This window comes from Amycolatopsis sp. NPDC031561 (assembly GCF_055580625.1).
Map to the genome: position 1 here is coordinate 132,418 of NZ_JBVILA010000015.1, position 24,687 is coordinate 157,104.

The window sequence follows — 24,687 nt, forward strand, 5'->3', positions numbered from 1 at the left end:
GACGACCATGCCCGCACCCAGTATCCACAAAGGACTCGCCGGAGTCGTCGTCGACACCACCGAGGTGTCGATGGTCAACCCCGACACCAACTCCCTGACCTACCGCGGTTATCCCGTCCAGGATCTGGCCGGGAAATGCCGTTTCGAGGAGGTCGCCTACCTGCTTTGGCACGGCGAGCTGCCGACACCGGAGCAACTGGCCGCCCAGAACGAGGCCGAGCGCGCCCACCGGACCCTGCCGAGGGACCTCGTGCTGACCCTGCTCTCGCTGCCGGAAACCGCGCATCCGATGGACACCCTGCGCACCGCGGTGAGCATCCTGGGCGCGCACGACCCGCACGAGGACGACAACGGCCTGGAAGCCAACCGTGCCAAGGCACTCCGGTTGTTCGCCGCGCTGCCCGCCGTCGTCGCGCTGACCCAACGGCGCAGGCACGGCCTCCTCCCGCTCGCGCCGCGCGACGACCTCGGCTACGCGGAGAACTTCCTGTACCTGACGCTCGGCGAGGTCCCCGAACCCGTGATCGTCCGGGCCTTCGAGACTTCGCTGATCCTCTACGCCGAGCACAGCTTCAACGCCTCGACGTTCACCTCACGTGTCGTCACGTCCACGCTGTCGGATCTCTACAGCGCCGTCACCGCGGCCATCGGCGCGCTCAAAGGCCCGCTGCACGGCGGCGCCAACGAAGCCGTCATGACGACGTTCGAGGAGATCGGCACCGCCGCCAACGCGGAAGCCTGGCTCACCGCGGCGTTGGCGGACAAGCGCAAGATCATGGGCTTCGGGCACCGTGTCTACAAGACGGGCGACTCCCGCGTGCCCACCATGCGCCGTGCCCTGCAGGAGATCGCGGAACTCCGCGACGGACACCACCTGCTCGATCTCTACGAAGCCTTGGCCCGTGCGATGTCCGACGCGAAGGGCCTGCACCCCAACCTGGACTATCCCGCGGGCCCGGCGTACCACCTGATCGGCTTCGACACCACCGTTTTCACCCCGATCTTCGTCGCCGCCCGGATCACCGGCTGGACCGCGCACATCGCCGAGCAACTGGCCGACAACAGCCTGATCCGGCCGTCGAGCGCGTACACCGGGCCGACCGAACGGGTGCTCGGCACCGTGGGCTGACAGGGGAAGTGGTCCGCTATCTCGAGAAAGCGCCAGTGGAAATCGTGCGCGGTCTGGTAGTTGTCGGATATGAGCGATCAGCCGACGGCGGCGGAACTGGCGAACGAAATCCTCGACGCCCTGGCCGCCGAGATCCCCTTGATGGCGACCTTCGACGACATCCCCGGCCACGATCACGAGTTGCGGGACGTCTCCGAGGCGGGTGACGCCCGGTTGCGGGAGATCGCCGTCCGGGTCGGCGAACAGGCCGCGCGGTCCACCGACCCGGACCGGGTCACCCTCGGCGTGGTCACCCACCACGCGGAAGGGCTCCTGGCCAGGCTGGACTCCCGGAAGATCGAGTTCATCCTCGCCGAACCCATGGCGGCGGAGGGCGCGGGGTTGCTGTCCTGGCTTCCGCAGCTGGCGCCGTCGGGGGAGCGGGCCGAGGAGGACTACCTGGCCAGGATGGCCGCGATCCCCGGGTTCCTCGCGGGCCTCGGTGACCGGTATCGCGCCGGGCGGACACCGGTGGAACGCGCCGTCGGCAACGCCATCGCCCACGTCGATCGGTTCCTGGCCATCGAGCCCAACGGCCTGCTGGCCCCGCCGCTGACCGGTGACCGCGAGGCGAGGCGAGCCCGGCTGTTCACCGAGGAGGTCCGGCCCGCACTCGTCGCCTATCGCGACATGCTCGCCCGCGACGTCGCCGGGCACGGACGCCCCGACGAGCAGCCGGGCCTCTGCTGGCTGGACGGTGGCAAGGAGAGCTACGCGCGGCTGGCCCGCACGCACACCACCACCGGGGTCTCGCCGGAGGAACTGCACGAGACCGGCCTCGAAATCGGCCGGGCGCTGGACGAGGAGTACCGACGGCTCGGCGCCGCCGTGTTCGGCGAGGACGACCCCGACGAAGTCCGGCGCCGGTTGCGCACCGATCCGTCGCTGTGCTGGCGGAACGGGGACGAGATGGTCACGACCGCGGCGGAGGCGATCGCGCGGGCCACGGCCGCCGCTCCCGGCTGGTTCCGCCGCACGCCGTCCGCCGAATGCGTCGTGCGCGCCGTACCGGAATCGGACGGGCCCTCCGCCACGCAGGCGTACTACATGGCACCGTCGGGCGACGGCAGCCGTCCGGGCATCTACTACACCAACACCTATCGGGTGGAGGAGCGGTTCCGGTTCATCGCCGAGTCCGTCGCCTTCCACGAGGGCGTTCCAGGACATCACTTCCAGGCCGGCATAGCCCACGAGCTCGACGGGGTGGCGCCGCTGCGCAAACTCGTCCCGCTCTCGGCCTTCGACGAGGGCTGGGCGCTCTACACCGAACGGCTCGCCGACGAGATGGGCCTGTACTCCGACGACCTGATGCGGCTGGGGATGGTCGCCGAGGACTCCCTGCGCGCGGCGCGGCTCGTCGTCGACACCGGGCTGCACGCCTTGGGCTGGACCAGGCAACAAGGAATGGAGTATCTCGCCGAACACTGCGTGCTCAGCGACATCGAGGCACAGTCCGAGATCGACCGGTACATCGAATGGCCCGGCCAGGCGCTGTCGTACATGACGGGCAGGCTGGAGATCCAGTGGTTGCGCGCTTTCGCCGAGGAACGGCTGGGCGGGGCCTTCGACATCCGCGACTTCCACGACGTCGTGTTGAGGCACGGGCAGGTTCCGTTGCCCGTGCTCGGCGACATCGTGCGGGAGTGGGTCGAGTCAGAGCTTCGGTAGTGCCGGGTACGCGGCGCCGGGAGTTGTTCCCGGCGCCGCGTGTCCTCAGTCGCGCGTCGCGAGTGTCGCGACCTCGGTGTCGGACAGCGGCCGGTCGTAGAGCCGGACGTCGTCCACCGCACCGCGCAGGAAGTCGACCTGCTGGCCGCCGTACTGGCCGCGGCCGATCACCGTGTGGCCGGTGCTCGCCGGAGCGGAGCAGGCGTTCTGCGCGGCGACCTTCTTGCCGTCGACGTACAGTGACAACGTGCCCGCCTTGGCGTCGCGGACCCCGGTCAGGTGGTACCACTTGCCGACTTCCGGCTTCTCCGGCGACAGGGCGCGGAGACCGACGAAGCTCATCGCCCAGCGCTGGTCCTGCCCGGAGTACTGCAGGAAGAACGCGCTGTCGCGGCCGGTGTCCTGGCTGACGACGGTCTGGAACGCGCCGCCGGCCTCGTCCAGCTTCGCCCACGCAGAGACCGAGTAGCTGCCTGCGGTGTTGACGAGGTTCGCCCCGGTGTCGGCCTGCCCGTTGCCCGTGAAGGCCAGCGCGCCGCCCTGGACACCGCCTGCCCACTGTCCGTTGGTCAGCGTGGCGTGCGCCGTGCCGACCGAGTCCGCGGCGCTGGAACCGGTGCCTTCGTCGAACTTGTAAGCGTGCACTCCGGTGAGTCCCGGCGTTCCGGGGCCAGGGTCGGGCGCGCCGGAACCGCTGCCGTCGGCGTTGCGGATGATCGCCTGGTTGACCGCGCGCGCCTGCGCGAAGTCCATCTTCTTCACCTGCCTGTCGTAGGTGAAGAAGCCGTTGACCTCGTGCTCGACGTCGGTGATCTGGGTGTAGATCGAACCGCTGATGGCGCAGCTCTGCGCCGACGCGAGCACGTCACGCTGGTTCTGGACGTAGCGGCTGTTCAGGGTCGCCTGGTCCTTCACCATCTCGTAGGCGTGGCCTTCGCCGAACCACATGTGGTCCTTGACCTCGAGGCCGTAGCCGCCGTGCTCGCCGTCGATCGAGATCCGCTTGCCGTCGGGCATCGGCTTCGCGGGACCCGGATAGGCGTGCCAGTCGATGACGTCACCCTTGCCGGAGTCACCGAGGGAGTCGCAGCAGTTGACCCCGCTGTGCGCGTTGACCAGCCGGGTCGGGTCCTGGGCCTTGACGTCGTCGGCGATCTTCCCGGTGGTCTCGCGCGACCACTCGCCCCAACCCTCGTTGAACGGCACATAGCCGACGATCGAGGTCCAGTTCTTCTTCTGCTCCACCAGTTCCTTCAGCTCCACCTGGAACTGCTGCTGGGCGTCGGCGGGCGGGCGGCCGCCGGTGCGCATCGACGGCATGTCCTGCCAGACGAGCAACCCGAGCTTGTCGGCGTGGTGGTACCAGCGGTCCGGTTCGGTCTTGATGTGCTTGCGGACCGTGTTGAAACCGAGGACCTTGTGCTGCTCGAGGTCGAAGCGGAGTGCCTTGTCGGTCGGCGCGGTGTAGATGCCGTCCGGCCAGTAGCCCTGGTCCAAAGTGGACTGCAGGAAGAGGATCTTGCCGTTGAGGGTGAACCGGAGTTTGCCGTCGGCACCCTTCGCGGTACCGAATTCGCGCATGCCGAAGTAGGACGACACCTTGTCGACGGTGCGGCGGCCGTCCTTCAGCTCGACGTCGAGGTCGTAGAGGAAGGGGGAGTCCGGCGACCAGAGCTTGGCCTTGGGGACCGGCAGGGAGATGGTCCCGGCGGCGGAGGACTTGCTGCGGCTGACCACCTTGTGGCCGTCGCGGACCACGGCTTCGACGGTCAGCCCGGAAGCGCCGCCGGTGTCGACGGTGAGCTTGAGCGTGGAGGACTTGAGGTCGGGAACCATGCCGAGCGTGCCGACGTGCTTGGCCGCGACCGGTTCCATCCAGACGGTCTGCCAGATGCCCGAGGCGCCTTCGTAGAAGATCCCGCGGTCGGGGACGAGGCGCTGCTTGCCGACAGGCTGCCAGGTGGCGTCGGCGCGGTCCTCGACGCCTACGATGATCTCCTGCTCTCCCTTGGGCTTCAGCGCCGAGGTCACGTCCGCGGAGAACGCGCCGTAGCCGCCCTGGTGCGCGGCCACCTCCTTGCCGTTGACGTAGACCTTCGCCTTGTAGTCGACGGCGCCGAAGTTGATGCGCAGGGTGTTGTCCTTGCCCACGCCCCAGTTCTTGGGCACGGTGAACGTGCGCCGGTACCACATGTGGTCTTCGTGCCGCTGGATACCGGAAAGCGCCGATTCCGTCGGGTAGGGGACCAGGATCTTTTCGGCGAGCCGCTCGCCGAACGGCGGGACCTCACCGGGCGCGGCGCCGGCGAACTCCCAGAGCCCGTTGAGGTTCTGCCAGTCCTGTCGCACCAGCTGCGGCCGGGGGTACTCCGGCAACGCGTTGGAAGGCGACACCTGGTTCGTCCACGGGGTGGTCAGGCGTGGCTTGCCCATCTTCCAGCCGCTCTCCGCGGCCATCGCGGCCCCCGGTGTCATCGACAGGGCGGTCAGGGCGGCCACCGCGACGGTCAGGGTCTTCCGGAAGCGTCCGGTACTTCGGCCTCTGGGGCGATGAGGTGACAACGTTGGCAACATCTGCTCGACACCCTTCTCCGGGAGCGGCCGCCTCGGCGGAGGAAGCGCCTCCCACTGGACTTGTGCAGGCGTGAAACCACGACCTCGTGGCCGAGGGGAACCGGTGTGAGCCGGGCCACGACTGGCCGTCAGGACTTTTTTACATCGTTGATACAACGTTGTAAAGCGTCGAAGGGCTCGTATCGGTCGGTGCAGGGGACCGCCGGAGAGCGCGATCCCGGGCCCCGGGCGACGCGAAGGCCACCCTTGAGACGGTCAACGTCTCAAGGGTGGCCTTCAGGACTTCTTTGACACAGCAACTGACCGATAAGTAACTTACTGGGGAGTCAGATCGAACGGAGGCGACGATGCCGACCGGAGAACGGTCCTGGTGGGGCTGGGGGAACACCGCCGAAGCCTTGACCCGGGAAGAGTCCGACGCGCTGGTCGCCCGCACGTCGGGTGTCCTGCCCGGGCACGATTTCACCGAGCACGCCCCGCCGGAACCCGCGGAGCTCGGCGTCCCGGCCTCGCGGATCCGCCCGCCTGCGGCGCTCGCCGCGTTGTGCAGCGACGTGCCCGTCGACAGGTTGTCCCACGCCCGCGGCAAGGCCTTCCGCGACGTCGTCCGGAATCTGCTCGGCCGGCTCGACCACGTCCCGGATCTGGTCGCCCGGCCGCGCACGGAACAGGACGTCGTCGACCTTCTCGACTGGTGCACGGCTTCCGGAACTCCGCTGATTCCTTACGGTGGCGGCAGTTCCGTGGTCGGCGGGGTCGAACCGCGCTTCGACGGTCCGGCGATCTCGATGGATCTGGCCGGTCTCGACAGCGTGCTCGAAGTGGACACGGTCAGCCGCGCGGCCCGGATCCAGGCCGGGATCTTCGGGCCGGCGCTGGAAGACCGCCTTCGCCCGCTGGGCCTGACCCTGCGGCACTTCCCGCAGTCGTTCGCCCACTCCACGCTCGGCGGTTGGCTCGCCACCCGCGCGGGCGGGCATTTCGCCACGCTCGCCACGCATATCGACGATCTCACCGAGTCGTTGCGCGTCGTCACCCCGGCCGGGATCAGCGAATCGCGGCGCCTGCCGGGTTCGGGTGCCGGTCCCTCGCCGGACCGGATGTTCCTCGGCTCCGAGGGCACGCTCGGGGTGATCACCGAGGCATGGATGCGCCTGCAGGACCGCCCGGTCTGGCAGGTCACCGCGTCGGTCGCCTTCGAACGGCAGGAGGACGCGGTCGCCGCCACGCGGGCGATCGCGCAGTCCGGGCTGTATCCGTCGAATTGCCGTCTGCTCGACCCGGCCGAGGCCTTCATCAACGCGGGCGCGAGCGTCGGCGGGGGTCTGCTCCTGGTCGCGTTCGAATCCGCCGATCATCCGGTCGACACCTGGCTGGATCGCGCGCTCGAACTGGCCACCGGGCACGGGGGAGTCGTGAAAACCAGGCGTGGCAAGGATTCCTCCCGCCAGGACAGTGCCTCGACGTGGCGCTCGTCGTTTCTGCGGATGCCGTACCAGCGTGACGCGCTGGCCCGCAGATCGCTGATCGTGGAGACCTTCGAGACCGCCTGCACGTGGGACGGCTTCGAGGAATTCCACGCCGCGATCACTTCGGCGGCCCGCACCGCGATCGACGAGGTGTGCGGCGGCGCCGGTGTCGTCACGTGCCGCTTCACCCACGTCTACCCCGACGGCCCCGCGCCCTATTACGGGATCTACGCCGCCGGGCGCTGGGGGAGCACGGTCGCGCAGTGGGACGAGATCAAGGCCGCCGTCTCCGAGGCGATCGCGGGCCACGGCGGCACGATCACCCATCACCACGCCGTCGGCCGCGACCACCGGCCCTGGTACGACCGGCAGCGTCCCGATCCGTTCGCGGCCGCGCTCACCGCTGCCAAGTCCGCGCTCGATCCGGCCGGAATCCTCAATCCCGGGGTGCTGATCCGCTGACCGGCGGGCGGACGAACGAGGTCAGCAGCGTGGTGAACCGCAAGGCGGCCAAGGACAACGTCCGGCCCGCCATGGTCTGCACCTGGGCTTCGCGTTTGCGGAACACGGCGTTGTCGAGGAGGACGTAGGCCACTCCCTCGGTGGCCGCGTCCTGCTCGATGTCGCCGAGTCCGCCGACGAGTGCGATCCCGCCGCCGCAACGGACGAACTCGTACTTCGAGCTCAGTTCGTCGCACACCAGCACCGGACGCGCCGCGAGGTTCTCGATCCGGGTGGCGATGTCGAACAGGTCGCGCAGGCTTTGGCCCTGCGACGGCAGGGCGAGGGGATGCTCGCACAGTTCGGCGAGCCCGAGGGAGTCGCGGCCGGTCAGCGGATGGCCGAGCGGGACGATCGCGTACACCGGGACGACGACGGCGCTTTCGACCCGCACGCCGTGCTGGGGCCCGGTCGTGAAGGTGACGGCGACGTCTGCCGCGCCGTCGAGCACGCGCCGGGTGGCTTCTTCCCGGTTGACGACGTCGATGTGGAAGGTGACGTCGTGTTCGCGGCGGAAGGCGGCGATCGCCTGGGGCACGACCCGGCGGGCGAACCCCTCCGAGCAGGCGACGGTGAGCGAACGGGCGTGAAACCCCCGCCCGGTGCGAAGTTCGCCGACGAGGACGGCCGATTCGGCTTCGCTGCGGCGGACGTGGTCGAGCAGCCGGTTCCCGGCGTCGGTCGGCTCCATGCCCCGCGGATGCCGGACGAACAGCGGTACCCCGATCCCGGCCTCGAGCTTCGCGATCTGGCGGCTGATCGCCGAGGGCGCGACCGTCAGTTCGGCCGCCGCTTCGGACACCGAGCCGGTGCGGGCGACTTCGAGGAAGTACGTCAGCGCGATCGGCAGCAAGCGCATGGGACTTCCTTTGCCTCGATCAGAACGCAGGGCACCGTAAACGGCAATGGTCAGTGTAGGGCGAACCGGCTTAGGCTCTCCTCGACACTCGGCGAACGAATTGGGAGAGAACGTGCCCACCCCTGCGGAACTGGTTTCGAAGGCCCAAGAACACGTGGATTCGGGCGCCTTCTTCGCCGAACTCGCCGAACTGGTCCGGTACCCGACCGTGAGCGACCATCCGGACGGTCGCGTTGCCATCAAGGCATACCTGGACGAGGTGCTGACCCCGGCCTTGACGGCGCTCGGCTGCTCGGTGCGGCGGTATCCCAATCCCGATCCGGCCGGTGGTCCCTTCCTGGTCGGTACCCGGATCGAGGCGCCGGAACTTCCGACCGTCCTGTGCTACGGCCACGCCGACGTCGTCGCGGGCCACGAAGGGCGGTGGAGCGAGGGCCGTGACCCGTGGACGCTGACCGCCGACGGCGAGCGCTGGTACGGCCGCGGCTCGGCGGACAACAAGGGGCAGCATCTGATCAACCTGACCGCGCTCAGGCTGCTCCTCGCCGAAACGGGCTCGCTGGGGTTCAACCTCAAGTTCCTGTTCGAGACCGGAGAGGAGATCGGCTCACCCGGTCTCGGCGAGTTCGTCGCGGCGCAGTCGCAGGCACTCGGCGCCGATGTCCTCATCGCCTCGGACGGGCCGCGGCTCGACGCGGCGACGCCGACGGTGTTCCTCGGCGCGCGCGGCGCCGTCCGGATCTCGCTCGACGTCGACCTGCGCCCCGACGCCTATCACTCGGGGAATTGGGGCGGCGTGCTGCGCAACCCCGCCACCACCCTCACCGGGGCGATCGCCTGCCTCGTCGACGGGCACGGCCGCATCCGAGTGCCCGGTCTCCTGCCGCCCGAACTCCCTGACAGCGTCCGCGAGGCGCTCGCGGAGATCCGGATCGCCGGAAGGCCAGGAGATCCGGCGCTGGAGGAAAGCTGGGGCGACACCGGGCTTTCACCCGCCGAGCGGCTCTACGGCTGGAACACCCTCGAAGTCCTTTCGCTGGGAGCCGGCGACATCGACAGGCCTGTCAACGCCATCCCCGGCATGGCCCGCGCGGTACTGCAACTGCGCTACGTCGCCGGGACCGAGGTCTCGGACGTCGCGGACACGATCAGGAAACACCTGGCCTCGCACGGGTTTTCGATGGTCGAGGTCACCGTCGAAGCGAGTTTCCAGGCCAGCCGCACCCCGGTCGGGAACCCGTGGGTGGGCTGGGCGAAGGGCGTCCTCGACGAGGTTTCCGACCGGCCGGTTGCGATCCTGCCGAGTTTCGGCGGTGGCCTGCCGAACCACGTGTTCACCGACATCCTCGGCATCGCGACCCTGTGGCTGCCGCATTCCTACCCGGGCTGCCTGCAACACGCGCCCGACGAGCATCTGCTCGCGCCGATCGTCAGGGAAGGCCTCGTGCTCGCCACCACCTTGTTCCACGCGCTCGGCCGGTTCACAGCTCCCGCAACAGGTAGCGCTGAAGTTTCCCGCTCGCGTTCCGGGGCAGCGCCTCGATGAACCGGACCCGCCGCGGGTACTTGTACGGCGCCGCTGTCGCCTTCGCGTGGTCCTGCAACGCCTGCGCGAGGCGCGATCCCCGCTCCGCACCGGGCTGAAGCACGACGAACGCCGTCACGACCGATCCGCGATCCGGGTCCGGCGTCCCGATCACCGCGCATTCCGCGACATCGGGATGCGTGAGCAGGACTTCTTCGACCTCGGGGGCGGCGATGTTGTACCCCGACGAGATGATCATGTCGTCGCTCCGCGCGACGAAGGTGAAGTAGCCGTCGGAGTCGCGGACGTAGGTGTCGCCGGTGATGTTCCAGCCGTCGCGGACATAGTCACGCTGACGAGGGTCTTCGAGGTAGCGACAGCCTGTCGGGCCTCGGACGGCGAGGAACCCGGGAGTGCCGTCCGGGACGGGAGATCCGTCGATGTCGAGGATCATGGCCTGGTAGCCGGGTACCACCTTCCCGGTCGCGCCGGGACGCGCGTCGTCGTCGGCGGCGGAGATGAAGACGTGCAGCATCTCGGTGCTGCCGAGTCCGTCGATGAGCGGGCGGCCGACGACTTCGCGGTACTGCTCGGCCACGGGGGCGGGGAGCGATTCGCCCGCCGACACCGCCCGGCGGACACCGGCCAGGAGCCGTCCGTCACCGGAGTTGAGGATCGCCCGGTACGCGGTCGGAGCGGTGAAGAGGACGGTGACGCCCTTCTCGGCGACGAGGGCGGCGAGCTCCGCCGGAGTGGTGCGTTCCACCAGGAGCGTGGCCGCCCCCGCTCGCAACGGGAAGATCAGCAGCCCGCCGAGGCCGAAGGTGAAGGCCAGCGGTGGTGTGCCGCAGAACAGATCGTCGGACGCCGGGCGCACGATGTGCCGGGAGAAGGTGTCGGCGATCGCGAGCAGATCGCGGTGGAAGTGCATCGTCGCCTTCGGGGAACCCGTCGTACCGGAGGTGAAGGCGAGCAGAGCGACGTCGTCGGCCGCGGTCGGGACGTCGGCGAAGGTCGCCGGATACCGGTCCGCGCGGGCGGCGAGGTCCGTCCCGTAGGACACGACGGGCAGATCGGGCGGGAGTTCGTCCAGCAGGCGTTCGTCGCAGACGGCGATCGCGGGCCGCGCACGGCCGACGATCTTGTCGAGTTCGGCGCGCCGCAGCATCGGCATGGTCGTGACCGCCACCGCGCCCGCCTTGAGCACGGCCAGCCAGGCCGCCGCGAGCCACGGCGTGTTGGCGCCCCGCAGGAGCACACGGTTTCCCGGCACCACGCCGAAGTCGGTGACGAGTACGTGCGCGATCCGGTTGGCGCGGGCCAGGACGTCGCCGTACGTCCACGTTTCGGCGGGGGACAGGAGGCAGGGGCGATCCGGGCCGAAACGCGCGACGGTGTCGTCGAGCAACGCGGTCGCGGCGTTCAGCCTGGCGGGATAGCGCAGTTCGGGGAGGTCGAACTCCAGCCGGGGCCACTGGTCCGCGGGCGGCAGCCGGTCACGGCAGAACGGGTCGACGTGCGCGCTGGGAGAAAGCCTCATCGTCGCCGCTCCTCGGTCCGGCCGTGCCCCCTTCCGCGAAGGTAGCACTTGTTACGACCGTCGAGAAGGCGCGATGTCCTGTCCGTGACGAAGGCGCCGGACAAGACAGGGGACACGAACCGGCAGAATGTCCCCTGTGGACGACGAACCCTCCGAACCACGGAGTGGCTGCGACGCAAGGTTTCCGAGGAGGTCAGCTCACGACGTCGGTGACCGCGCGGCGCAAGGTCGCGCGCACGGTTTCGGCGTCGTCGAGGCTTCCGCCGTGCAGTGCGCCGTCGCGAAGGAGGACGAGCGCGCGGGCGGCGTGCTCGGGGTCGGCATGACCCGCGTCGCGCGCCAGGTCGCGAAGCACGCAGAAGAACCAGTCCCGGTGATCGTCGATGACCTGGCGTACCTGGTGTGCGGGATCGGGGTACTCGGCGGCCGCGTTGAGGAACTGGCAGCCGCGGAAGTCGTCGTCGAGCGTCCGGTCGCCGATGATGCCCAGCGCGGCGAGCAGCGCCTCGCGGGCGGGTTTGCCGCGCGTCACCGCGCCGACGCCCGCGCGGATCTGCTCGCTCGTGGCGCTCAGGTACGCGGCGACGAGGTCGTCCTTGGTGGGGTAGTGGCGATAGAAGGTCGCCCGGGTGACGGCCGCCTCGGAGACCAGGCGCTCCACCCCGACGGCGTGGATGCCCTCGGCGTAGAACAGGCGTGAAGCGGTCTCGAGCAGCCTGACCTTCGGGTGTACGTCCCGGTCGACAGTCGGCATGGCCCCACCGTAGAGAAAGAACGGTCATTCCACTAGGTCGCCTTCGTCACGTTGCGGAAGGCATCCGTGACGAGCATTGTTCAGGGAGAAAGACCGATCGTTCTCCCTAGCTCTGAAGGAGCCATCATGAGCAACCAGAAGCCGACCGTCGTCCTGGTTCACGGTGCTTTCGCCGACTCGTCCAGCTGGAACGGCGTCGTCCCGAAGCTGCGTGAGCAGGGCTATCGGGTGCTGGCGGCGTCGAACCCGCTGCGCGGGATCGAGTCCGACGCGGACTATGTCGCCGACGTCGTCAACGGCGTGGACGGTCCCGTCGTGCTGGCCGGGCACTCCTATGGCGGCGTCGTGATCAGCCGTGCGGCGGCGACCGCGCCGAACGTGAAGGCGCTCGTCTACGTCGCAGCCTTCCAGCCGGACGCGGGGGAGAGCGTGTTCGAGCTGTCCGGTCGTTTCGAGGGAAGCAAGCTCGGCCCGGACACCACGAACGTCCTCGCCTCGCAGGGTGAGCTGTCGATCAAGCCCGAGAACTTCTCGGACGTGTTCGCGGCCGACGTTGCCGCGGAGACCGCCGACGTCATGGCGGTCACCCAGCGGCCGGTCACCGAGCGTGCGCTCGCCACGCCGTTCGACGGCGAGCCGGCGTGGAAGAACGTGCCGTCCTGGGCGCTGATCGCCGAGCAGGACCACGCGATCCCCGCCGCCGCGCAGGCGTTCATGTCCGAGCGCGCCGGTTCGGAGGTCACCAGGGTCGAGGCCTCGCACGCCGTCTCGGTGTCGCGGCCGGACGTCGTCGCGGAGGTCATCCTCGCGGCGGCCGCCAAGGTCGCCTGACCTCGGTCGCTTGACAGGTGAATCCTCCCCCGGAGAGACTGCAAAAGCGTTTTTGCAGTCTCTCCGGGGAGAACCACGTGAAGGTCTTGGTGCTCGATTCGAGCCCGCGTCGTGAAGGCAATTCCTGGGCACTCGCCCGGTCGCTGGCCAAGGGGGCGGAAGAAGCCGGGCACACGGTCGGCTTCGTCCACCTCTCCGATTTCGTCGAGTCGCCGCTGGGGGACTGCCGTGGTTGCCGTTTGAGCGACCGGTCCTGCGGGATCGCCGACGGCTACGAGCGCCTGCTGTTCGAGCACGTGCTCCCGGCGGACGCGATCGTGTACGCGACGCCGCTGCACTGGTACGGCATGACCGGGCGGCTCAAGTCCTTCTTCGACCGGCTTTTCTGTTACACGTCCGGCAGTTCGCCGCATACCGCCGAGGTCGTGCCGGGGCTGACGGGCAAACGCGCCGCGGTGCTGATCTCCTGCGAGGAGAGCTACCGAGGCGCGACGCTCGGCCTCGAAGCCCAGTTCCAGGAGCTCACCCGGTACCTGCGTCAGGACCTCGCCGGGATCGTGGTCGGCGTCGGCAACAGCCGGGGCGAGGTCGAGCGCGATCCCGCGCGGCCGCTGGAGGCGGCGGCCGACCTCGGACGTAGGCTGGGCGACGCCCACGTCACCGACTATCGGCTGGACACCGACCGGCCGAACCGCGTTTGGGGACCGCCCGTGGAGGCCTGAGTGTCGCCGACCATCCGTGACGTCGCCGCCGCGGCGGGGGTCTCGATCACCACCGTGTCCCACGTGCTCAGCGGGCAGGGCCGGATCTCCGAGGACACCCGGCGGCGAGTCGCGCGGGCGGCGGCGGAACTCGGCTACCAGGCCAGCGTCCACGCGCAGCAGCTGGTCACCCGGCGCAGCCGGACCCTGGCGATCCAGCTCGCGAACTCGGTCGACGCGAGCAGTGCTTGCGCGCTCGTGCCGAACTCGGACTACTTCCTCGAAGTCCTCAACGGGGCGGCCGAAGCCGCGTCGAAACGGTCGTACGCCTTGCTGCTTACACCGCCGGACGCAGACCTCGACCGGCTGAACGCCTTCGCCGTCGACGGCGCCATCCTCGTCGACCCCCGTGGCGACGAGCCGTTCTTCGCCACGGGCTGGTGCCGCGATCGGCCGCTGGTGACCACCGGCCGCCCGCTGGCGGCGCCGTGCCCGGTGCCGGTCGTCGTCGACAACGACCTGGTCGCGGCCGCCCGGCTGATGCTGGATCACCTGGCGGGCAACGGTTACGAGCGTCCCGCGATGATCACCACCGACACCAGCCGCTCCTACGCGGCCGACCTCGTCGCGGGGTACACCGGCTGGGCGGAAGACCGGGGACTGGAGCCGGTGGTGGCCGAGATCGACGAACCGCCGACCACCGAAGGCACGGCCGAGACCTTGGGCAGGCTGCTCGACCGGCGAGTGTGCCCGGACGCCGTTTTCACGACGTCGGAGAACCTCGCCCTCGGCGTCCTCCACGAAGCTCGCCGCCGGCGGCTCGCGGTCCCGGTCGAACTCGGGATCTGCAGCGCGGTGGACAGCGGTTCGCTCCGGCTCACTTCGCCGCAGGTGACCGGGATGTTCGTCCACCCGCGTGAGGTGGGCGGCCGTGCGGCGACGGCGTTGATGGACCTCATCGAGGGCGGCACGCCGGATGGTGGGCCGCGCCGGATCGAGGTGCCCGTGCGGCTGAACGCGAGGGAATCCACCCACCGCAAGTAGTCCTCTAGTTGCGGTAGTTGCGCTTGCACTTACCGCAACTAGAGGACTACTTGCGATAGGTACCGAGACCTTGGTTCAGGAACTCCGGCACACCGCGACCGGCGCGTCCCCGCCGTCGTCGCCGGTGGTCGAGATGAAGCCGAAGGTGGTCGTCCCGCCGGCGGGCAGGACGGCGTTCCAGTCGAGTTCGGACACGCGGACGCGGTCGCCCTCCTGTGCCAGGGAACCGTTCCACAGATTGGCGATCCGGGTCCCGGGCGGCAAGGTCCAGCTCACCTCCCAGCCGGTGAGCCGGGTCTCCTGGGAGTTCCGCACGGACACCCGGATCTCTGAGCCGCCGGGCCAGCGATTGGTCACCTCGTAGCTCGCTTCGCACACCGGTTTCTCCGCCACGGTGCTCGCGGGTGGAGCAGCCGCTGCCGGGGCGTCGGGGGTGTCGCCGTCGAACAGGAGGATCCCCGCCAGGACACCACCCGCGACCACCACGCCGCCCGCGATGGCGAACGGCAACCGTGAGCGGCGGGTGGGCGCGGGAAGCCGTTTAGTGCCGGACAGGATCGCCGGACGGCCGTCGGCGACCGCGGTGAGCATCCGCTCGGCTTCGGCCATGTCCGGCCGTTCCGCCGGATCGCGCCGGAGCAGCCGCAGCACGACGTCCGTGAGCGGGCCGGTGGTCCGCGGCGTGGTGATCTCGCCGCGGGCGACCCGTTTGAGGAGCGCGATCTGGTTGCCGTCGGTGCCGAACGGCGGCGCGCCTTCCAGCACGGTGTAGAGCGTGGCACCGAGAGAGAAGACGTCCGACGGATAGCCGGGCTCCTCGCCGTCGGCGACCTCGGGGGAGAGGAACGCCGGAGTGCCGACGACGAGCCCGCCGCCGGTCATGGTCCCTTCGCCGGTGGCGTGGGACAGGCCGAAGTCGGCGATCTTCGCCCGGCCATCGTCGGTGATCAGGACGTTGTTGGGCGTGACGTCCCGGTGCAGGATCCCGTCTTCGTGGGCCGCGGCCAGCGCCGAGGCGATCTGCGCGCCGAGTTCCGCGACCCGGCCGGCCGGGAGCGGACCGTCGCCGGAGAGGAGGTCCGTCAGCGGCCGGGACGGCAGGAACTCCATGACCAGGAACGGGGTTCCGTCCTGCTCGGCGACGTCGTACACGGTGACGGCGTGCGGATGCTTGAGCCTCGCGGCGACCCTGGCTTCGCGCATCGCGCGCACGATCGAGCGGAACGGGGCGTCGTCCGGCGAGTTGTCCGGCAGCAGTTGCTTGACCGCGACCGTCCGGCCGAGCCGCTCGTCCCGCGCCCGCCACACGACGCCCATCGCGCCCCGGCCGACCTTGCGCTCCAGCCGGTAGCGCCCGGCGACGAGCTCACCTTCTCGCGTCACGTCGCCCCCTTTGCGCCGAACACGGATCCGATGGCGGTCCGGTTCACGGGGGCGACTTTATCGGCTAGGGCGTGTTTTATAAGTCTGTTCGATGGGCCGCCTGGGCGCGGAGACCGCGAACATGGCTTATGAAACACGCCCTAGCGCCGAGGAGCCTCCTCGACCGGCGCGCCTGCCGCCGCGAGCCAGGCCTCGGCGAGGAGCCGATGGCCGAGCGGGCTGGGGTGGACGCCGTCCGGGGCCAGTGTCGCGGCGCCGTGCTCCTCGGCCGCCCGCGGCATGAACAGATCCGCGCGGACCAGGCGCGCGCCGAACTCGGTCGCCACTTCCAGCGCGACCTCGATACGAGGAGCCAGATCGGCCACCCAGTCGTGCTGTTCCGGCTCCACCGGCAGCAGGAACGGGGTGATCACGTACAACTCGGCCGGAAGGTGCTGCCGCGCGCCGGACAGCAGCCTGCGGTAGGCGCCCCGGAACTTCCCGATCGGGCTCGGCAGACCGCGGTCGAAGGTCCGCCAGGTGTCGTTGATGCCGATCTTCACGGTCAGCACCGTCGGGCGCAGCGCGAGGACGTCGGTGGTCCAGCGGGCTTCGAGATCGTAGATCCGGTTGCCGTTGAGTCCCTTGTTGAGCACTTCCGGACCGTCGGGCAGGAGATCGGCGATCTGCCGGACGTAACCCTTGCCCAGGGACGCGGGATCGGCGCGGTCGCGGCTGGAGTCGGTGATCGAGTCGCCCGCGAACAGCAGCCGGTCGGCTTCGGTGAACCTCACGCGCCCGCCTCGATCAGCTTGCGCAGGGAGTCGGCCTCGCCGGGGATCAGGTCCGGATCGTTGTCCGGGACGAACTCCAGCAGCGCGTCGAGCGGCCGTCCCGCCTTCGCGAGCAGCCCGAACGCGCGCGTCCACAGCTCCGTCCTGGCGGTCAGCGGGTGCCGCTCGTTGCTGGGCCACCACGAGAACACGTGCACCGCGCGAACCCGGTCGAGGACCAGTTCCAGCCCCGCCAGCGCCTGCTCGTCCGGAAGATCCTGCGGCGGCTGCCAGTAGGTGCCGAGGTTGTCGCGGCCGACCTCCTCCAGCAGTTGGACCGTCGATTCGGCGGTGTCGGTCAGTGTCCCGCCGTGGAACTCCAGCGCGACTTCCAGGCCGTGTTCGTTCGCGACGTCGGCGGCCTCGCGGAGACCGGCGACGACCTGCTCACGCTCTTCGGGGTCGACGTCCGCGGAGCCCGCTTTGCCCGCCCACACCCGGATTCGCGAGGCGCCGAGCCGGGCCGCGGTGGCGGCGATGTCGACGAACTTCCCGGCTTCCATCGGCGTGGCGCGGAAGTAGGATCCGTAGGAATCGCAGGTCAGCCCGTGCCGTGTCATGGCCTCGAACGCGCGGTCGGCCGCCCAGTCGTCGCCGGGGCGGACATGGACGTCGGCACCCCACTCGATCACCTGCAACCCCGCCTCCTCGGCGCGGCGGGCGACCTCGTCGGCGTCCAGCCGCCGCAGCGTCACCGAACACAGTCCCGGGCGGATCATTTTCCCTCCAACAGTCGAGTACTTTCCCGCAGCACGACCTCGCCGGTGATCGGCAGGACGCGAGGGTTGTCGGCGCGAGTGTCGAGGATGAAGTCGAGCGCCCGCTCGCCCATCCGCTCGATCGGGACGCGCACGGTGGACAGCGAAGGCCTGATGTCGCGCAAAGTGATGATGTCGTCGAATCCCGCGATCGCGACATGTGCGGGGACGAGCACGCCGTGGTCGCGACAGGCGGCCATCGCGCCGACGGCCATCACGTCGTTGACCGCGAAGACGCAGCCGCGGAAGTCGTTCTCGATCGCCCTCACCATCGCCGCGTAACCGCCGTCGCGAGTGAACTCCGCGCGCAGTACCTGGTTCTCGGGCAACGGGATGCCTTGCCGGGCGAGGCCGTCACGGAAGCCGAGGACCCGGTCTCGCGAGGTCATCAGGCCAGGTGGCCCAGCGAGGACGAGGAACTCGCGATGCCCGAGCGCGGCGAGTTGTCCGGCCAGGTCCGCCGCCCCGGCCCGGTTCTCCAGCATGACGGTGTCGAACGGCAGTTTTCGCTGGCCGATCACCACGACCTGCCCGTCGGCGGCTTCGAAAGCCTTGAGTTCCTTGGTCAGATTCCGTTGCAGGGCACTGTCCTCGTTGCGCGACCCGGCGAGGATGACCGCTCGCGCCCGTTGCCCGCGCAGCGTTGTGACGTACTCGAGTTCCTTCTCAGGACGGTTTTCCGTGCTCGCGATGGTGACCGTCAGCCCGTGCCGGGCGGCCACGCGCATGACACCGGACGCGATCGAGGAGAAGTACGGGTCGACGATGTCGTGCACCAGCAGCCCGACGACGTTGCCGCGGCCGCGGGCCATCGCCTGCGCGGGCACGTTCGCCGTGTACTGCAACCGTTCCGCGGCCCGCAGCACCGATTCCCGCAGGTCCCCGCTGACCTGTCTGGTCCCGCCGTTGAGCGCTCTCGACGCCGTCGCGAGCGACACTCCCGCCTCACGGGCGACGTCGGCAAGGGTGACCGAACCCGCGGCACGCTGCGGCATGGTTCCTCCTCGGGTGGTACGGGCTCACGCCGGCGAGGACGGCCGCCGGCGTGAGCCCGGGTCGCTACGGAGCGGCGGGGCCGACGTCCGCGGTGGTGAGCGGCCGGTTGGCGATGGCCGCCGTCGAGTACTCGTCGGCACCGACGTCACGCTTGCTGCCGCGGGCCTGGCCGTCGATGTCCAAAGTGACCGGTGCCGTGGCGAGTGTCGCCGTGTCGATCGCGGGGCTGCCCGAGGCGAGCCGTGAGACGCCGTCCGTGCCCTGCACGAGCTTCGGGTCGATCCGGCGGAAGGTGCCCGCCGGGATGTTGCCGTCCCCGCCCGAACCCCACAGGATGTTGCCGGACCAGGTGAAGTTGCCCGTGGTGCTCATCGCGACCAGATCGCCGTTGCTGCCGACGAAAAGGTTGTCCGAGATCGTGCAGTCGCGCGGTTCGATCGTCCGTTTGGTCTCGCCGGAGAGCGTGCCGCTGTTGTTCAGCAGCGTGTTGTGCGCGATGAGCACGCGGTCCGCCGCGTCGTTGCCGCGCCGGGATTCCTTCGACTCACCCGGGAAGTGGTCCCGGACGGAGCCGCTGCCGACGACCAGCGCGCTGCTGGACAGTCCGGCGATGTAGTTGTTGACGATCTTGTGGTCGTTGCCGTAGATCCGGATGCCTTCCTTGCCGCCGAGGATGAAGTTGGATTCGACGACGGACTTGTTCCCGTGGCGCAGCACGATGCCGCCCAGGCTGTTCCGAATGGTGTTGTTGCGGATAAAGTTGCCCGACGACTTGACCGAAATCGCCTCCGGGTCGCCGTTCGCGCGTTCGAACAGGTTGAACTCGATCTTGGCGCCGGCGGTGCTGAGCGCACGCGGGCTGACACCGAGCCGGATCGGCTCGCCGCCGTTGTCGCCGGGGAAGGTGTGGTCGGAGAAGTAGTTCCGGAAGACCTCGACACCCGCCGCCATCTTGTCTTCGTCCGCGCCCTCGATGCAGAGCATGACGCCGAGCGTGGTCTTGTGGTGGAAGTGGTTGCGGTCGATCTTGCTCTTGTCGGCGCGGACCATCACCCAGTGCAGGCCTTCGATGTCGGCCAGCTGGAAGTCGTTGCGGGTCAGGCGGATCACCGAACAGTTCGGCGGGATCTCGATCGTGGTGCTCTGACGGAACTTGAACCCGCTGATCGTGACGCCGGTGGAGTCGTCGAAGACGAAGCTCTGCTCACCGTTGAGCGTCACGCCGCCGCGCGACTGGGCGACGATGGTGATCGGGTTGTCCTTCGTGCCGCGCCTGCCCTTGATGCTGATCGGCTTGCCCGTGGGCACGGTGTACGTGCCGTTGTTCAGGGTGATGACGGCACCGGCGGCGGCCGAGTTGATGGCGTTCTGCAGTTCGGTCAGCGAGCTGACGTTCAGCGCGCACAGTCCCTGCGGTTCGGCCGACGCCGTTCCCGCGGTGACCCAGGGGACGGTGATCAGCGCGGCGCCGAGGGTGGCGCCGCTGAGGAACCTTCTGCGATCCATGATGCCTCCGTGCTCAATCGGTGGGGAGGGTGGCGGCGGCGGGGCTCTCTGTGTTCAGGAACAACTCGATCACCGGGACCGGGGTGTCCGGTTTCCGGATGGGGAGCTTGAGGGTGAGCGTGCCTTCCGGCTGCCCGCCCATCTGGGTGTTCTGTGCGGTCTGCCCGGGATCCGTGTGCACCTGCCGGATTTCCGAGGCGTCGTCGAGCAACTGGGCGTAGCGCACCCGCCCGGCCATCCCCGGCAGGTGGACGTGGTTCATGGGCCAGCTGAAGAGGTGCAGGTACAGCCGGTCCCCGCGCTGGGTGTAGCGGCCGTCCGCGGGGGCGGTGAACTCGGCGGGACCACAACCGCGGATGGAGCGTTCGTGCCGGTCCATCCAGCGGCCGAGTTCGGCGAGGACCGCGTGCGCTCGCGGATCGATCTCGCCCCGGCCGTTCGGCCCGACGTTGAGCAGCAGGTTGCCGTCCTTGGACACGCCGTCGACCAGCATCCTGATGAGCAGCTCGGGGCTCTTGTAGTCGAGATTGTCGCGGTCGTAACCCCAGCTGCCGTTGAGGGTCTGGCACGCCTCCCACACCACCGGGACGCCGTCGCGGGTCATCGGCCCGGACGGCTGGTACTGCTCCGGGGTGATGAAGTCGCCGGGGATGCCGGTGCGGTCGTTGACCAGGATGCCGGGCTGCAGTTCGCGGACCAGGTCGAGCAGGCCGGGGGAGTCCCAGTCGTCCGGTCCCTTGCCGCCCCACCATTCCTTGCGGCCCTGGTACGAGAAGTCGAAGAACAGGTAGTCGACCGTGCCGAAGCGGGTGAGCAGTTCGCGGACCTGGCCGTGCAGATAGAGCCGGTACTCGGCGATGTCGGCGTACTGGTGCGCGGCGATGTACTCCGCGTCGTCACGGCGGGGATGGGTGCCGTCGACGGGGAACGCGGGATGGTGCCAGTCGATCAGCGAGTGGTAGAAGCCGACCTTGACTCCTTCTTCGCGGCAGGCGTCGACGAACGGGCCGAGCAGATCCTTGCCGTAGGGCGTGTTCGTCACCTTGAAATCGGTGAGATCGCTGTCCCACAGGCAGAAACCGTCGTGGTGCTTGGTGGTGAGCACGACGTAGGTCATACCCGCGTCCTTCGCGGTCCGAGCCCAGGAACGCGGGTCGTACTTGTCCGGCTCGAAGTGATCGAAGTAGACGCGGTACTGCTCGTCGGTCAGCTCTTCGCGGTTCTGCACCCATTCGTGCCGCGCGGCCAGCGAATACAGGCCCCAGTGGACGAACATCCCGAACCGGTCGTGCGTGAACCAGGCGGTGGAACTCACTTCAGGATCGCTCCTTGATTTTGGGTCAGCCCTTGAGCGCGCCCGAGGCGAGCCCGCGGACGAACGAACGCTGGAAGAACAGGAACGCGGCGACCGAGGGCAGCAGCGCCAGCAGCGACGCCGCCATGATCACGCCGGGCGTCACGTCCGCGTCGATGCGCAGAGTGCGCAGGGCCAGCGGCAGCGTGTAGGTCGAGGCGTCGGACGAAACGAGCATCGGCAGCAGGTACTGGTCCCAGATCATCGTGAAGCCGAAGACACCGATCACGCCGAGCGCGGGCTTGCACATCGGCAGGATGATCTGCGCGAAGATCCGCAGGTCCCCGGCGCCGTCGATCCGCGCCGCCTCTTCGAGTTCGCGGGGGACGTCCTTCATGAACTCGGTCATCACCAGGATCGAGAACGCCCACGCGCCGAGCGGCACGATCATCCCGGCGAGGCTGCCGATCAGGTTGATGTGCACCAGCGGCAGATCCGACAGGATCAGCGACAGCGGGATCGCGAGGATCTCCTCCGGCAGCATCAGCGTCGCCAGGATCGCGACCAGCACGAAGGTCATGAAGCGGAACTTCTTGCGTGCCAGCGCGTATCCGGCCAGCACCGAGATGACGACCTGCAGCAGCAGGCCGAAGCCGACCACCAGGAACGAGTTGAGCAGGTACATCCCGACGCCGTGGTCGAACGCGATGCCGAAGTTGTCCAGGGTGGGGCTCGACGGGATGACGCTCAGCGCCGTCGGGTCGGACACGTCGCTGAACGCGCTGACCAGCAGCGCCAGCAGCGGGCCGGCGAACACCACCAGCAGCAGGGCGTACACGGTGTACTTCAGGATCCGCCCGCCCGGCGACTTGACGGCGTCGAGGCCGAGTGCTGAATCGTTGGCCGCGGTCATGCGTCTCGCCTCCGTCGGAGCACCTGGACGAACAGGGTCAGCACGAGCGTCGCGAGGAACAGCAGGACCGCTCCCGCCGCGCCGACGCCCAGCCGGTTCTGTTCCAGTCCGAGTTTGTAGATCAGGGTCATCGCCACTTCGGTCGAGCCGTTCGGCCCGCCGTTGGTCAGCAGGAACACCTCGGTGAACACCCGCAGGCCGCGGATCGCCGCGAGCACGAACAGGATCGAGAACACCGACCGCAGACCCGGCAGCGTCACGTGGAGGATCTTGCGCCAGCGGGAGGCACCGTCCACAGTGGCCGCTTCGTAGAGCCCCCGGTCGATGCCCGCCAGACCCGCGAGGAAGATCATCATGTCGTACGGGGCGCCGCGCCAGATCCCGGTGATGATGACCGAGATCATCGAGGTGTCGGGATCGTTGATGAAGCCCGACGGGCCCAGCCCGACCATGCCGAGGATGGAGTTGAGCATCCCGTCCTCGGTCGGGTGGTACATGATCCGCCAGAGTTCGGCGACCACCGCGATCGGCACGACCACCGGCAGGAACGCCGCCGACCGCAGGAACTTCAACCGCTTGCTCTGGCCCTCCATCAGCAGGGCGAGCGCGAGGCCGATGACCATCGACCCCACGGTCTGCCCGATCGCGATCACGACGGTGTGCCAGATCGCGGAGTGGAACGCCTCGTCACCGAGGACGGTGCTGTAGTTCTCCCCGCCGACCCACTGGTTGCCCAGGTACGGCTGGACGTCCTGGAAGGACATCGTCACCGCGGTGATCATCGGGATGAACTTGAAGTACACGAACAGGATCAGGGCGGGGGCCAGGAACAGCCACGGCGTCCACCACTTCCCGTCGCGGTCGCTGCGCCTGCGGGCCTTCGGCGCGGGCGTCCGCTTGAGCGCGGGACGGTCCGCGCCGACGGCCGCCGGCTTGGCGTGATCTACGGTCATGACGCGCTGATCCCCTGTTGCTGCAAGGTCGCGGTGAGCTTGGTGTCGAGTTTGGACAGTTCCGCCTTGGTGTCGAGCTTGCAGTCGGCGACGAGCGCGCTGACCGTGTCGGCGGTGTCCTGGCGGACCGGTGTCCAGTTCGGGATGGACGGCGCGTAGTGACCGGACTTGGCGTAGATCTCGGCGTAGGTCTTCCAGCGCGGGTCCGAGCGGACCTGGGTGATGTCGACGTTCTTGTTCACCGGGAGCTGCACGATGAAGGCGGATTCACCCTCCATGCCGATCTTCTGGCCATCGGCCGAGATCGCGAAGTCACCGAAGGCGTCCTGCCCGGCCTGGTTCGGCGAGCCCGCCATCATGTAGATCGAGAGTCCCTCGGCGAGGACGTCGGCGTTCTTGGCGCCCGCCGGCATCGGGACGACCTCGTACTTGTCCTTGCCGAGCGACTTGTCGAACCGCGGCAACAGGTACGGGCCGACGACGTACATCCCGGCCTTGCCCGCTTCGAAGGTCTCGTTGGTCGCCGGGGTCGGCATGGTGACCGAACCGGGCTGGATCACGTTGTCCTTGCAGCCGAGGTCGCGGAACCACTGCACCGCGGCCACGGATTCGGGCGTGCTCATCGACGGCTTGTACTTGCCACCACCGGTTTCGGTGATGAAGTCGCCGCCGCCCGCCCACAGGAAGTTGGAGAAGTACCAGGAGGCGTAGCCCCGCTTGGTCGACAGCGTCGCGGTCAGCCCGGCGGTGTCGTTCTTGCCGTTGCCGTCGGGATCGCCGGTGGTGAAGGCCTTGGCGAGATCCGCCAGTTCGGCCCAGCTCTGCGGCACGCCCTTGCCGAGCTTCTCCCGCCAGTCCTTGCGGATCAGCAGCGCCGAAGCCTGCGCGCTGTAAGGCAGGCCGTAGAGCTTGCCGTCCGCGGTCTGGTTCGACTTCAGCGCCTGCTCGGTGAGCTCCGAGGCGTGCTTGATCTTGCCCTGTTCGACCTCGCGGACGAGTCCCTGGCTCTTCAGCGTGCCCAGCTGCGTGACGTCGTTCATCACGATGTCCGGCAGGTCGCGCTGGGCGGCGCGCTGGGCCAGCTTCGTTTCGAAGTCATCGAAGATCGCGGTGACCTGCACCTTGAAACCGGTTGCCTTCTCGAAGGCTTCCGCGAGCCGCTTGGTGGCCTGCTCGCCGGCGCCGCCGGGGGTCGTCCGGGTCCACAGTTCCAAGGGTGTCTTGGTGTCCTGCGCGACGTTCGTTCCGGCGGGGCCTGCCGAGCAGCCCGAAAGGACCAGCGCTGAGACAGTGAGTCCCACGCCGATCCACCGCGATTTCCGCATCGCATCTCCTGTTCACTGTGGACCACGCTGTCTACTCCGGTGGGGACGGTAAGCGCTTTCCCGGCGTCCGGTCAATGGTCCGATGATTACGAATTTCAATCGGCCGGGTTCGC

Annotated in this window: 20 protein-coding genes; 7 read left to right on the forward strand and 13 right to left on the reverse strand. The window is 68.9% G+C overall.

Going from position 1 to position 24,687, the window contains the following annotated elements; translation table 11 throughout:
* The first annotated feature begins 7 nt into the window (after nucleotides 1-7).
* Both ACZ5IK_RS26910 and ACZ5IK_RS26915 read left to right on the forward strand, forming a co-directional pair.
* Nucleotides 8-1,129, forward strand: coding sequence for a bifunctional 2-methylcitrate synthase/citrate synthase (locus ACZ5IK_RS26910; protein ID WP_465490210.1), 1,122 nt, complete (start codon nucleotides 8-10; stop codon nucleotides 1,127-1,129).
* A 69-nt stretch (nucleotides 1,130-1,198) separates the two neighbouring features.
* Nucleotides 1,199-2,836: a DUF885 domain-containing protein gene (locus ACZ5IK_RS26915; RefSeq protein ID WP_465490211.1), complete on the forward strand. Its 1,638-nt coding sequence runs from the start codon at nucleotides 1,199-1,201 to the stop codon at nucleotides 2,834-2,836.
* 45 nt (nucleotides 2,837-2,881) lie between these two features.
* Here the strand turns inward: ACZ5IK_RS26915 and ACZ5IK_RS26920 are convergent, their stop codons facing one another.
* Complete coding sequence (locus tag ACZ5IK_RS26920; RefSeq protein WP_465490212.1) at nucleotides 2,882-5,335, reverse strand: LamG-like jellyroll fold domain-containing protein; 2,454 nt, start codon at nucleotides 5,333-5,335, stop codon at nucleotides 2,882-2,884.
* A 422-nt stretch (nucleotides 5,336-5,757) separates the two neighbouring features.
* Between ACZ5IK_RS26920 and ACZ5IK_RS26925 the strand changes: the two genes are divergently transcribed.
* Complete coding sequence (locus ACZ5IK_RS26925; RefSeq protein WP_465490213.1) at nucleotides 5,758-7,341, forward strand: FAD-binding oxidoreductase; 1,584 nt, start codon at nucleotides 5,758-5,760, stop codon at nucleotides 7,339-7,341.
* Here ACZ5IK_RS26925 and ACZ5IK_RS26930 read toward each other — a convergent pair.
* Complete coding sequence (locus tag ACZ5IK_RS26930) at nucleotides 7,316-8,239, reverse strand: LysR family transcriptional regulator (RefSeq protein ID WP_465490214.1); 924 nt, start codon at nucleotides 8,237-8,239, stop codon at nucleotides 7,316-7,318. The genes ACZ5IK_RS26925 and ACZ5IK_RS26930 overlap by 26 nt on opposite strands.
* Nucleotides 8,240-8,351: 112 nt before the next feature.
* On the opposite strand from ACZ5IK_RS26930, the gene ACZ5IK_RS26935 reads away from it, so the two are divergent.
* Nucleotides 8,352-9,785: a M20 family metallopeptidase gene (locus ACZ5IK_RS26935; RefSeq protein WP_465490215.1), complete on the forward strand. Its 1,434-nt coding sequence runs from the start codon at nucleotides 8,352-8,354 to the stop codon at nucleotides 9,783-9,785.
* On the opposite strand, the gene ACZ5IK_RS26940 is transcribed toward ACZ5IK_RS26935, so the two are convergent.
* Both ACZ5IK_RS26940 and ACZ5IK_RS26945 read right to left on the reverse strand, forming a co-directional pair.
* Nucleotides 9,721-11,304, reverse strand: a complete 1,584-nt coding sequence (locus ACZ5IK_RS26940) for an AMP-binding protein (RefSeq protein ID WP_465490216.1) — start codon at nucleotides 11,302-11,304, stop codon at nucleotides 9,721-9,723. The two genes, ACZ5IK_RS26935 and ACZ5IK_RS26940, sit on opposite strands and share 65 nt — an antisense overlap.
* 193 nt (nucleotides 11,305-11,497) lie before the next feature.
* On the reverse strand, nucleotides 11,498-12,058 hold the full coding sequence (locus ACZ5IK_RS26945) for a TetR/AcrR family transcriptional regulator (protein WP_465490217.1): 561 nt from the start codon (nucleotides 12,056-12,058) through the stop codon (nucleotides 11,498-11,500).
* 126 nt (nucleotides 12,059-12,184) lie between these two features.
* Here ACZ5IK_RS26945 and ACZ5IK_RS26950 point away from each other — a divergent pair, with 126 nt between their 5' ends.
* The 3 genes from ACZ5IK_RS26950 (at nucleotide 12,185) to ACZ5IK_RS26960 (ending at nucleotide 14,634) form a co-directional block, all read left to right on the forward strand.
* Nucleotides 12,185-12,889, forward strand: coding sequence for an alpha/beta fold hydrolase (locus ACZ5IK_RS26950; protein ID WP_465490218.1), 705 nt, complete (start codon nucleotides 12,185-12,187; stop codon nucleotides 12,887-12,889).
* A gap of 77 nt (nucleotides 12,890-12,966) precedes the next feature.
* The gene (locus ACZ5IK_RS26955) at nucleotides 12,967-13,611 is read left to right on the forward strand and encodes a flavodoxin family protein (protein WP_465490219.1); all 645 of its coding nucleotides are present in this window, start codon (nucleotides 12,967-12,969) and stop codon (nucleotides 13,609-13,611) included.
* Nucleotides 13,612-14,634, forward strand: a complete 1,023-nt coding sequence (locus ACZ5IK_RS26960; protein WP_465490220.1) for a LacI family DNA-binding transcriptional regulator — start codon at nucleotides 13,612-13,614, stop codon at nucleotides 14,632-14,634.
* A gap of 75 nt (nucleotides 14,635-14,709) precedes the next feature.
* On the opposite strand, the gene ACZ5IK_RS26965 is transcribed toward ACZ5IK_RS26960, so the two are convergent.
* From ACZ5IK_RS26965 to ACZ5IK_RS27005, 9 genes are all read right to left on the reverse strand, one after another.
* Nucleotides 14,710-16,017 carry a protein kinase domain-containing protein gene (locus tag ACZ5IK_RS26965; protein ID WP_465490221.1) on the reverse strand — a complete coding sequence of 436 codons (1,308 nt, stop codon included), beginning with the start codon at nucleotides 16,015-16,017 and terminating at the stop codon, nucleotides 14,710-14,712.
* A 140-nt stretch (nucleotides 16,018-16,157) separates the two neighbouring features.
* Nucleotides 16,158-16,790, reverse strand: a complete 633-nt coding sequence (locus ACZ5IK_RS26970) for an SGNH/GDSL hydrolase family protein (protein WP_465490222.1) — start codon at nucleotides 16,788-16,790, stop codon at nucleotides 16,158-16,160.
* Entirely contained in the window at nucleotides 16,787-17,548 is a 762-nt protein-coding gene (locus ACZ5IK_RS26975) for a sugar phosphate isomerase/epimerase family protein (protein WP_465490223.1), read from the reverse strand. The genes ACZ5IK_RS26970 and ACZ5IK_RS26975 overlap by 4 nt, the downstream gene beginning before the upstream one ends.
* Nucleotides 17,545-18,582 (reverse strand): LacI family DNA-binding transcriptional regulator, encoded by a 1,038-nt coding sequence (locus tag ACZ5IK_RS26980; protein ID WP_410662238.1) that lies wholly within the window; start codon nucleotides 18,580-18,582, stop codon nucleotides 17,545-17,547. Before ACZ5IK_RS26980 ends, ACZ5IK_RS26975 begins: the two co-directional genes overlap by 4 nt.
* Before the next feature lie 64 nt (nucleotides 18,583-18,646).
* Nucleotides 18,647-20,089, reverse strand: a complete 1,443-nt coding sequence (locus ACZ5IK_RS26985) for a chondroitinase-B domain-containing protein (protein ID WP_465490224.1) — start codon at nucleotides 20,087-20,089, stop codon at nucleotides 18,647-18,649.
* 13 nt (nucleotides 20,090-20,102) lie between these two features.
* Complete coding sequence (locus ACZ5IK_RS26990) at nucleotides 20,103-21,404, reverse strand: alpha-L-fucosidase (RefSeq protein ID WP_465490225.1); 1,302 nt, start codon at nucleotides 21,402-21,404, stop codon at nucleotides 20,103-20,105.
* 25 nt (nucleotides 21,405-21,429) lie between these two features.
* A complete protein-coding gene (locus ACZ5IK_RS26995) occupies nucleotides 21,430-22,296 on the reverse strand; it encodes a carbohydrate ABC transporter permease (protein WP_465490226.1) in 867 nt (288 codons plus the stop codon).
* Nucleotides 22,293-23,249, reverse strand: coding sequence for a carbohydrate ABC transporter permease (locus ACZ5IK_RS27000; protein WP_465490227.1), 957 nt, complete (start codon nucleotides 23,247-23,249; stop codon nucleotides 22,293-22,295). Before ACZ5IK_RS27000 ends, ACZ5IK_RS26995 begins: the two co-directional genes overlap by 4 nt.
* Complete coding sequence (locus tag ACZ5IK_RS27005; RefSeq protein WP_465490228.1) at nucleotides 23,246-24,574, reverse strand: sugar ABC transporter substrate-binding protein; 1,329 nt, start codon at nucleotides 24,572-24,574, stop codon at nucleotides 23,246-23,248. Before ACZ5IK_RS27005 ends, ACZ5IK_RS27000 begins: the two co-directional genes overlap by 4 nt.
* Nucleotides 24,575-24,687: the final 113 nt, after the last annotated feature.

Bases quoted from the DNA above. Each gene is read 5' to 3' on its own strand.
- ACZ5IK_RS26940 (WP_465490216.1), bottom strand. From the start codon at position 11,304: ATGAGGCTTTCTCCCAGCGCGCACGTCGACCCGTTCTGCCGTGACCGG.
- ACZ5IK_RS26930 (WP_465490214.1), bottom strand. From the start codon at position 8,239: ATGCGCTTGCTGCCGATCGCGCTGACGTACTTCCTCGAAGTCGCCCGC.
- ACZ5IK_RS26975 (WP_465490223.1), bottom strand. From the start codon at position 17,548: ATGATCCGCCCGGGACTGTGTTCGGTGACGCTGCGGCGGCTGGACGCC.
- ACZ5IK_RS26925 (WP_465490213.1), top strand. From the start codon at position 5,758: ATGCCGACCGGAGAACGGTCCTGGTGGGGCTGGGGGAACACCGCCGAA.
- ACZ5IK_RS26915 (WP_465490211.1), top strand. From the start codon at position 1,199: ATGAGCGATCAGCCGACGGCGGCGGAACTGGCGAACGAAATCCTCGAC.
- ACZ5IK_RS26995 (WP_465490226.1), bottom strand. From the start codon at position 22,296: ATGACCGCGGCCAACGATTCAGCACTCGGCCTCGACGCCGTCAAGTCG.
- ACZ5IK_RS26945 (WP_465490217.1), bottom strand. From the start codon at position 12,058: ATGCCGACTGTCGACCGGGACGTACACCCGAAGGTCAGGCTGCTCGAG.
- ACZ5IK_RS26985 (WP_465490224.1), bottom strand. From the start codon at position 20,089: ATGGATCGCAGAAGGTTCCTCAGCGGCGCCACCCTCGGCGCCGCGCTG.
- ACZ5IK_RS27000 (WP_465490227.1), bottom strand. From the start codon at position 23,249: ATGACCGTAGATCACGCCAAGCCGGCGGCCGTCGGCGCGGACCGTCCC.
- ACZ5IK_RS26950 (WP_465490218.1), top strand. From the start codon at position 12,185: ATGAGCAACCAGAAGCCGACCGTCGTCCTGGTTCACGGTGCTTTCGCC.
- ACZ5IK_RS27005 (WP_465490228.1), bottom strand. From the start codon at position 24,574: ATGCGGAAATCGCGGTGGATCGGCGTGGGACTCACTGTCTCAGCGCTG.
- ACZ5IK_RS26910 (WP_465490210.1), top strand. From the start codon at position 8: ATGCCCGCACCCAGTATCCACAAAGGACTCGCCGGAGTCGTCGTCGAC.
- ACZ5IK_RS26980 (WP_410662238.1), bottom strand. From the start codon at position 18,582: ATGCCGCAGCGTGCCGCGGGTTCGGTCACCCTTGCCGACGTCGCCCGT.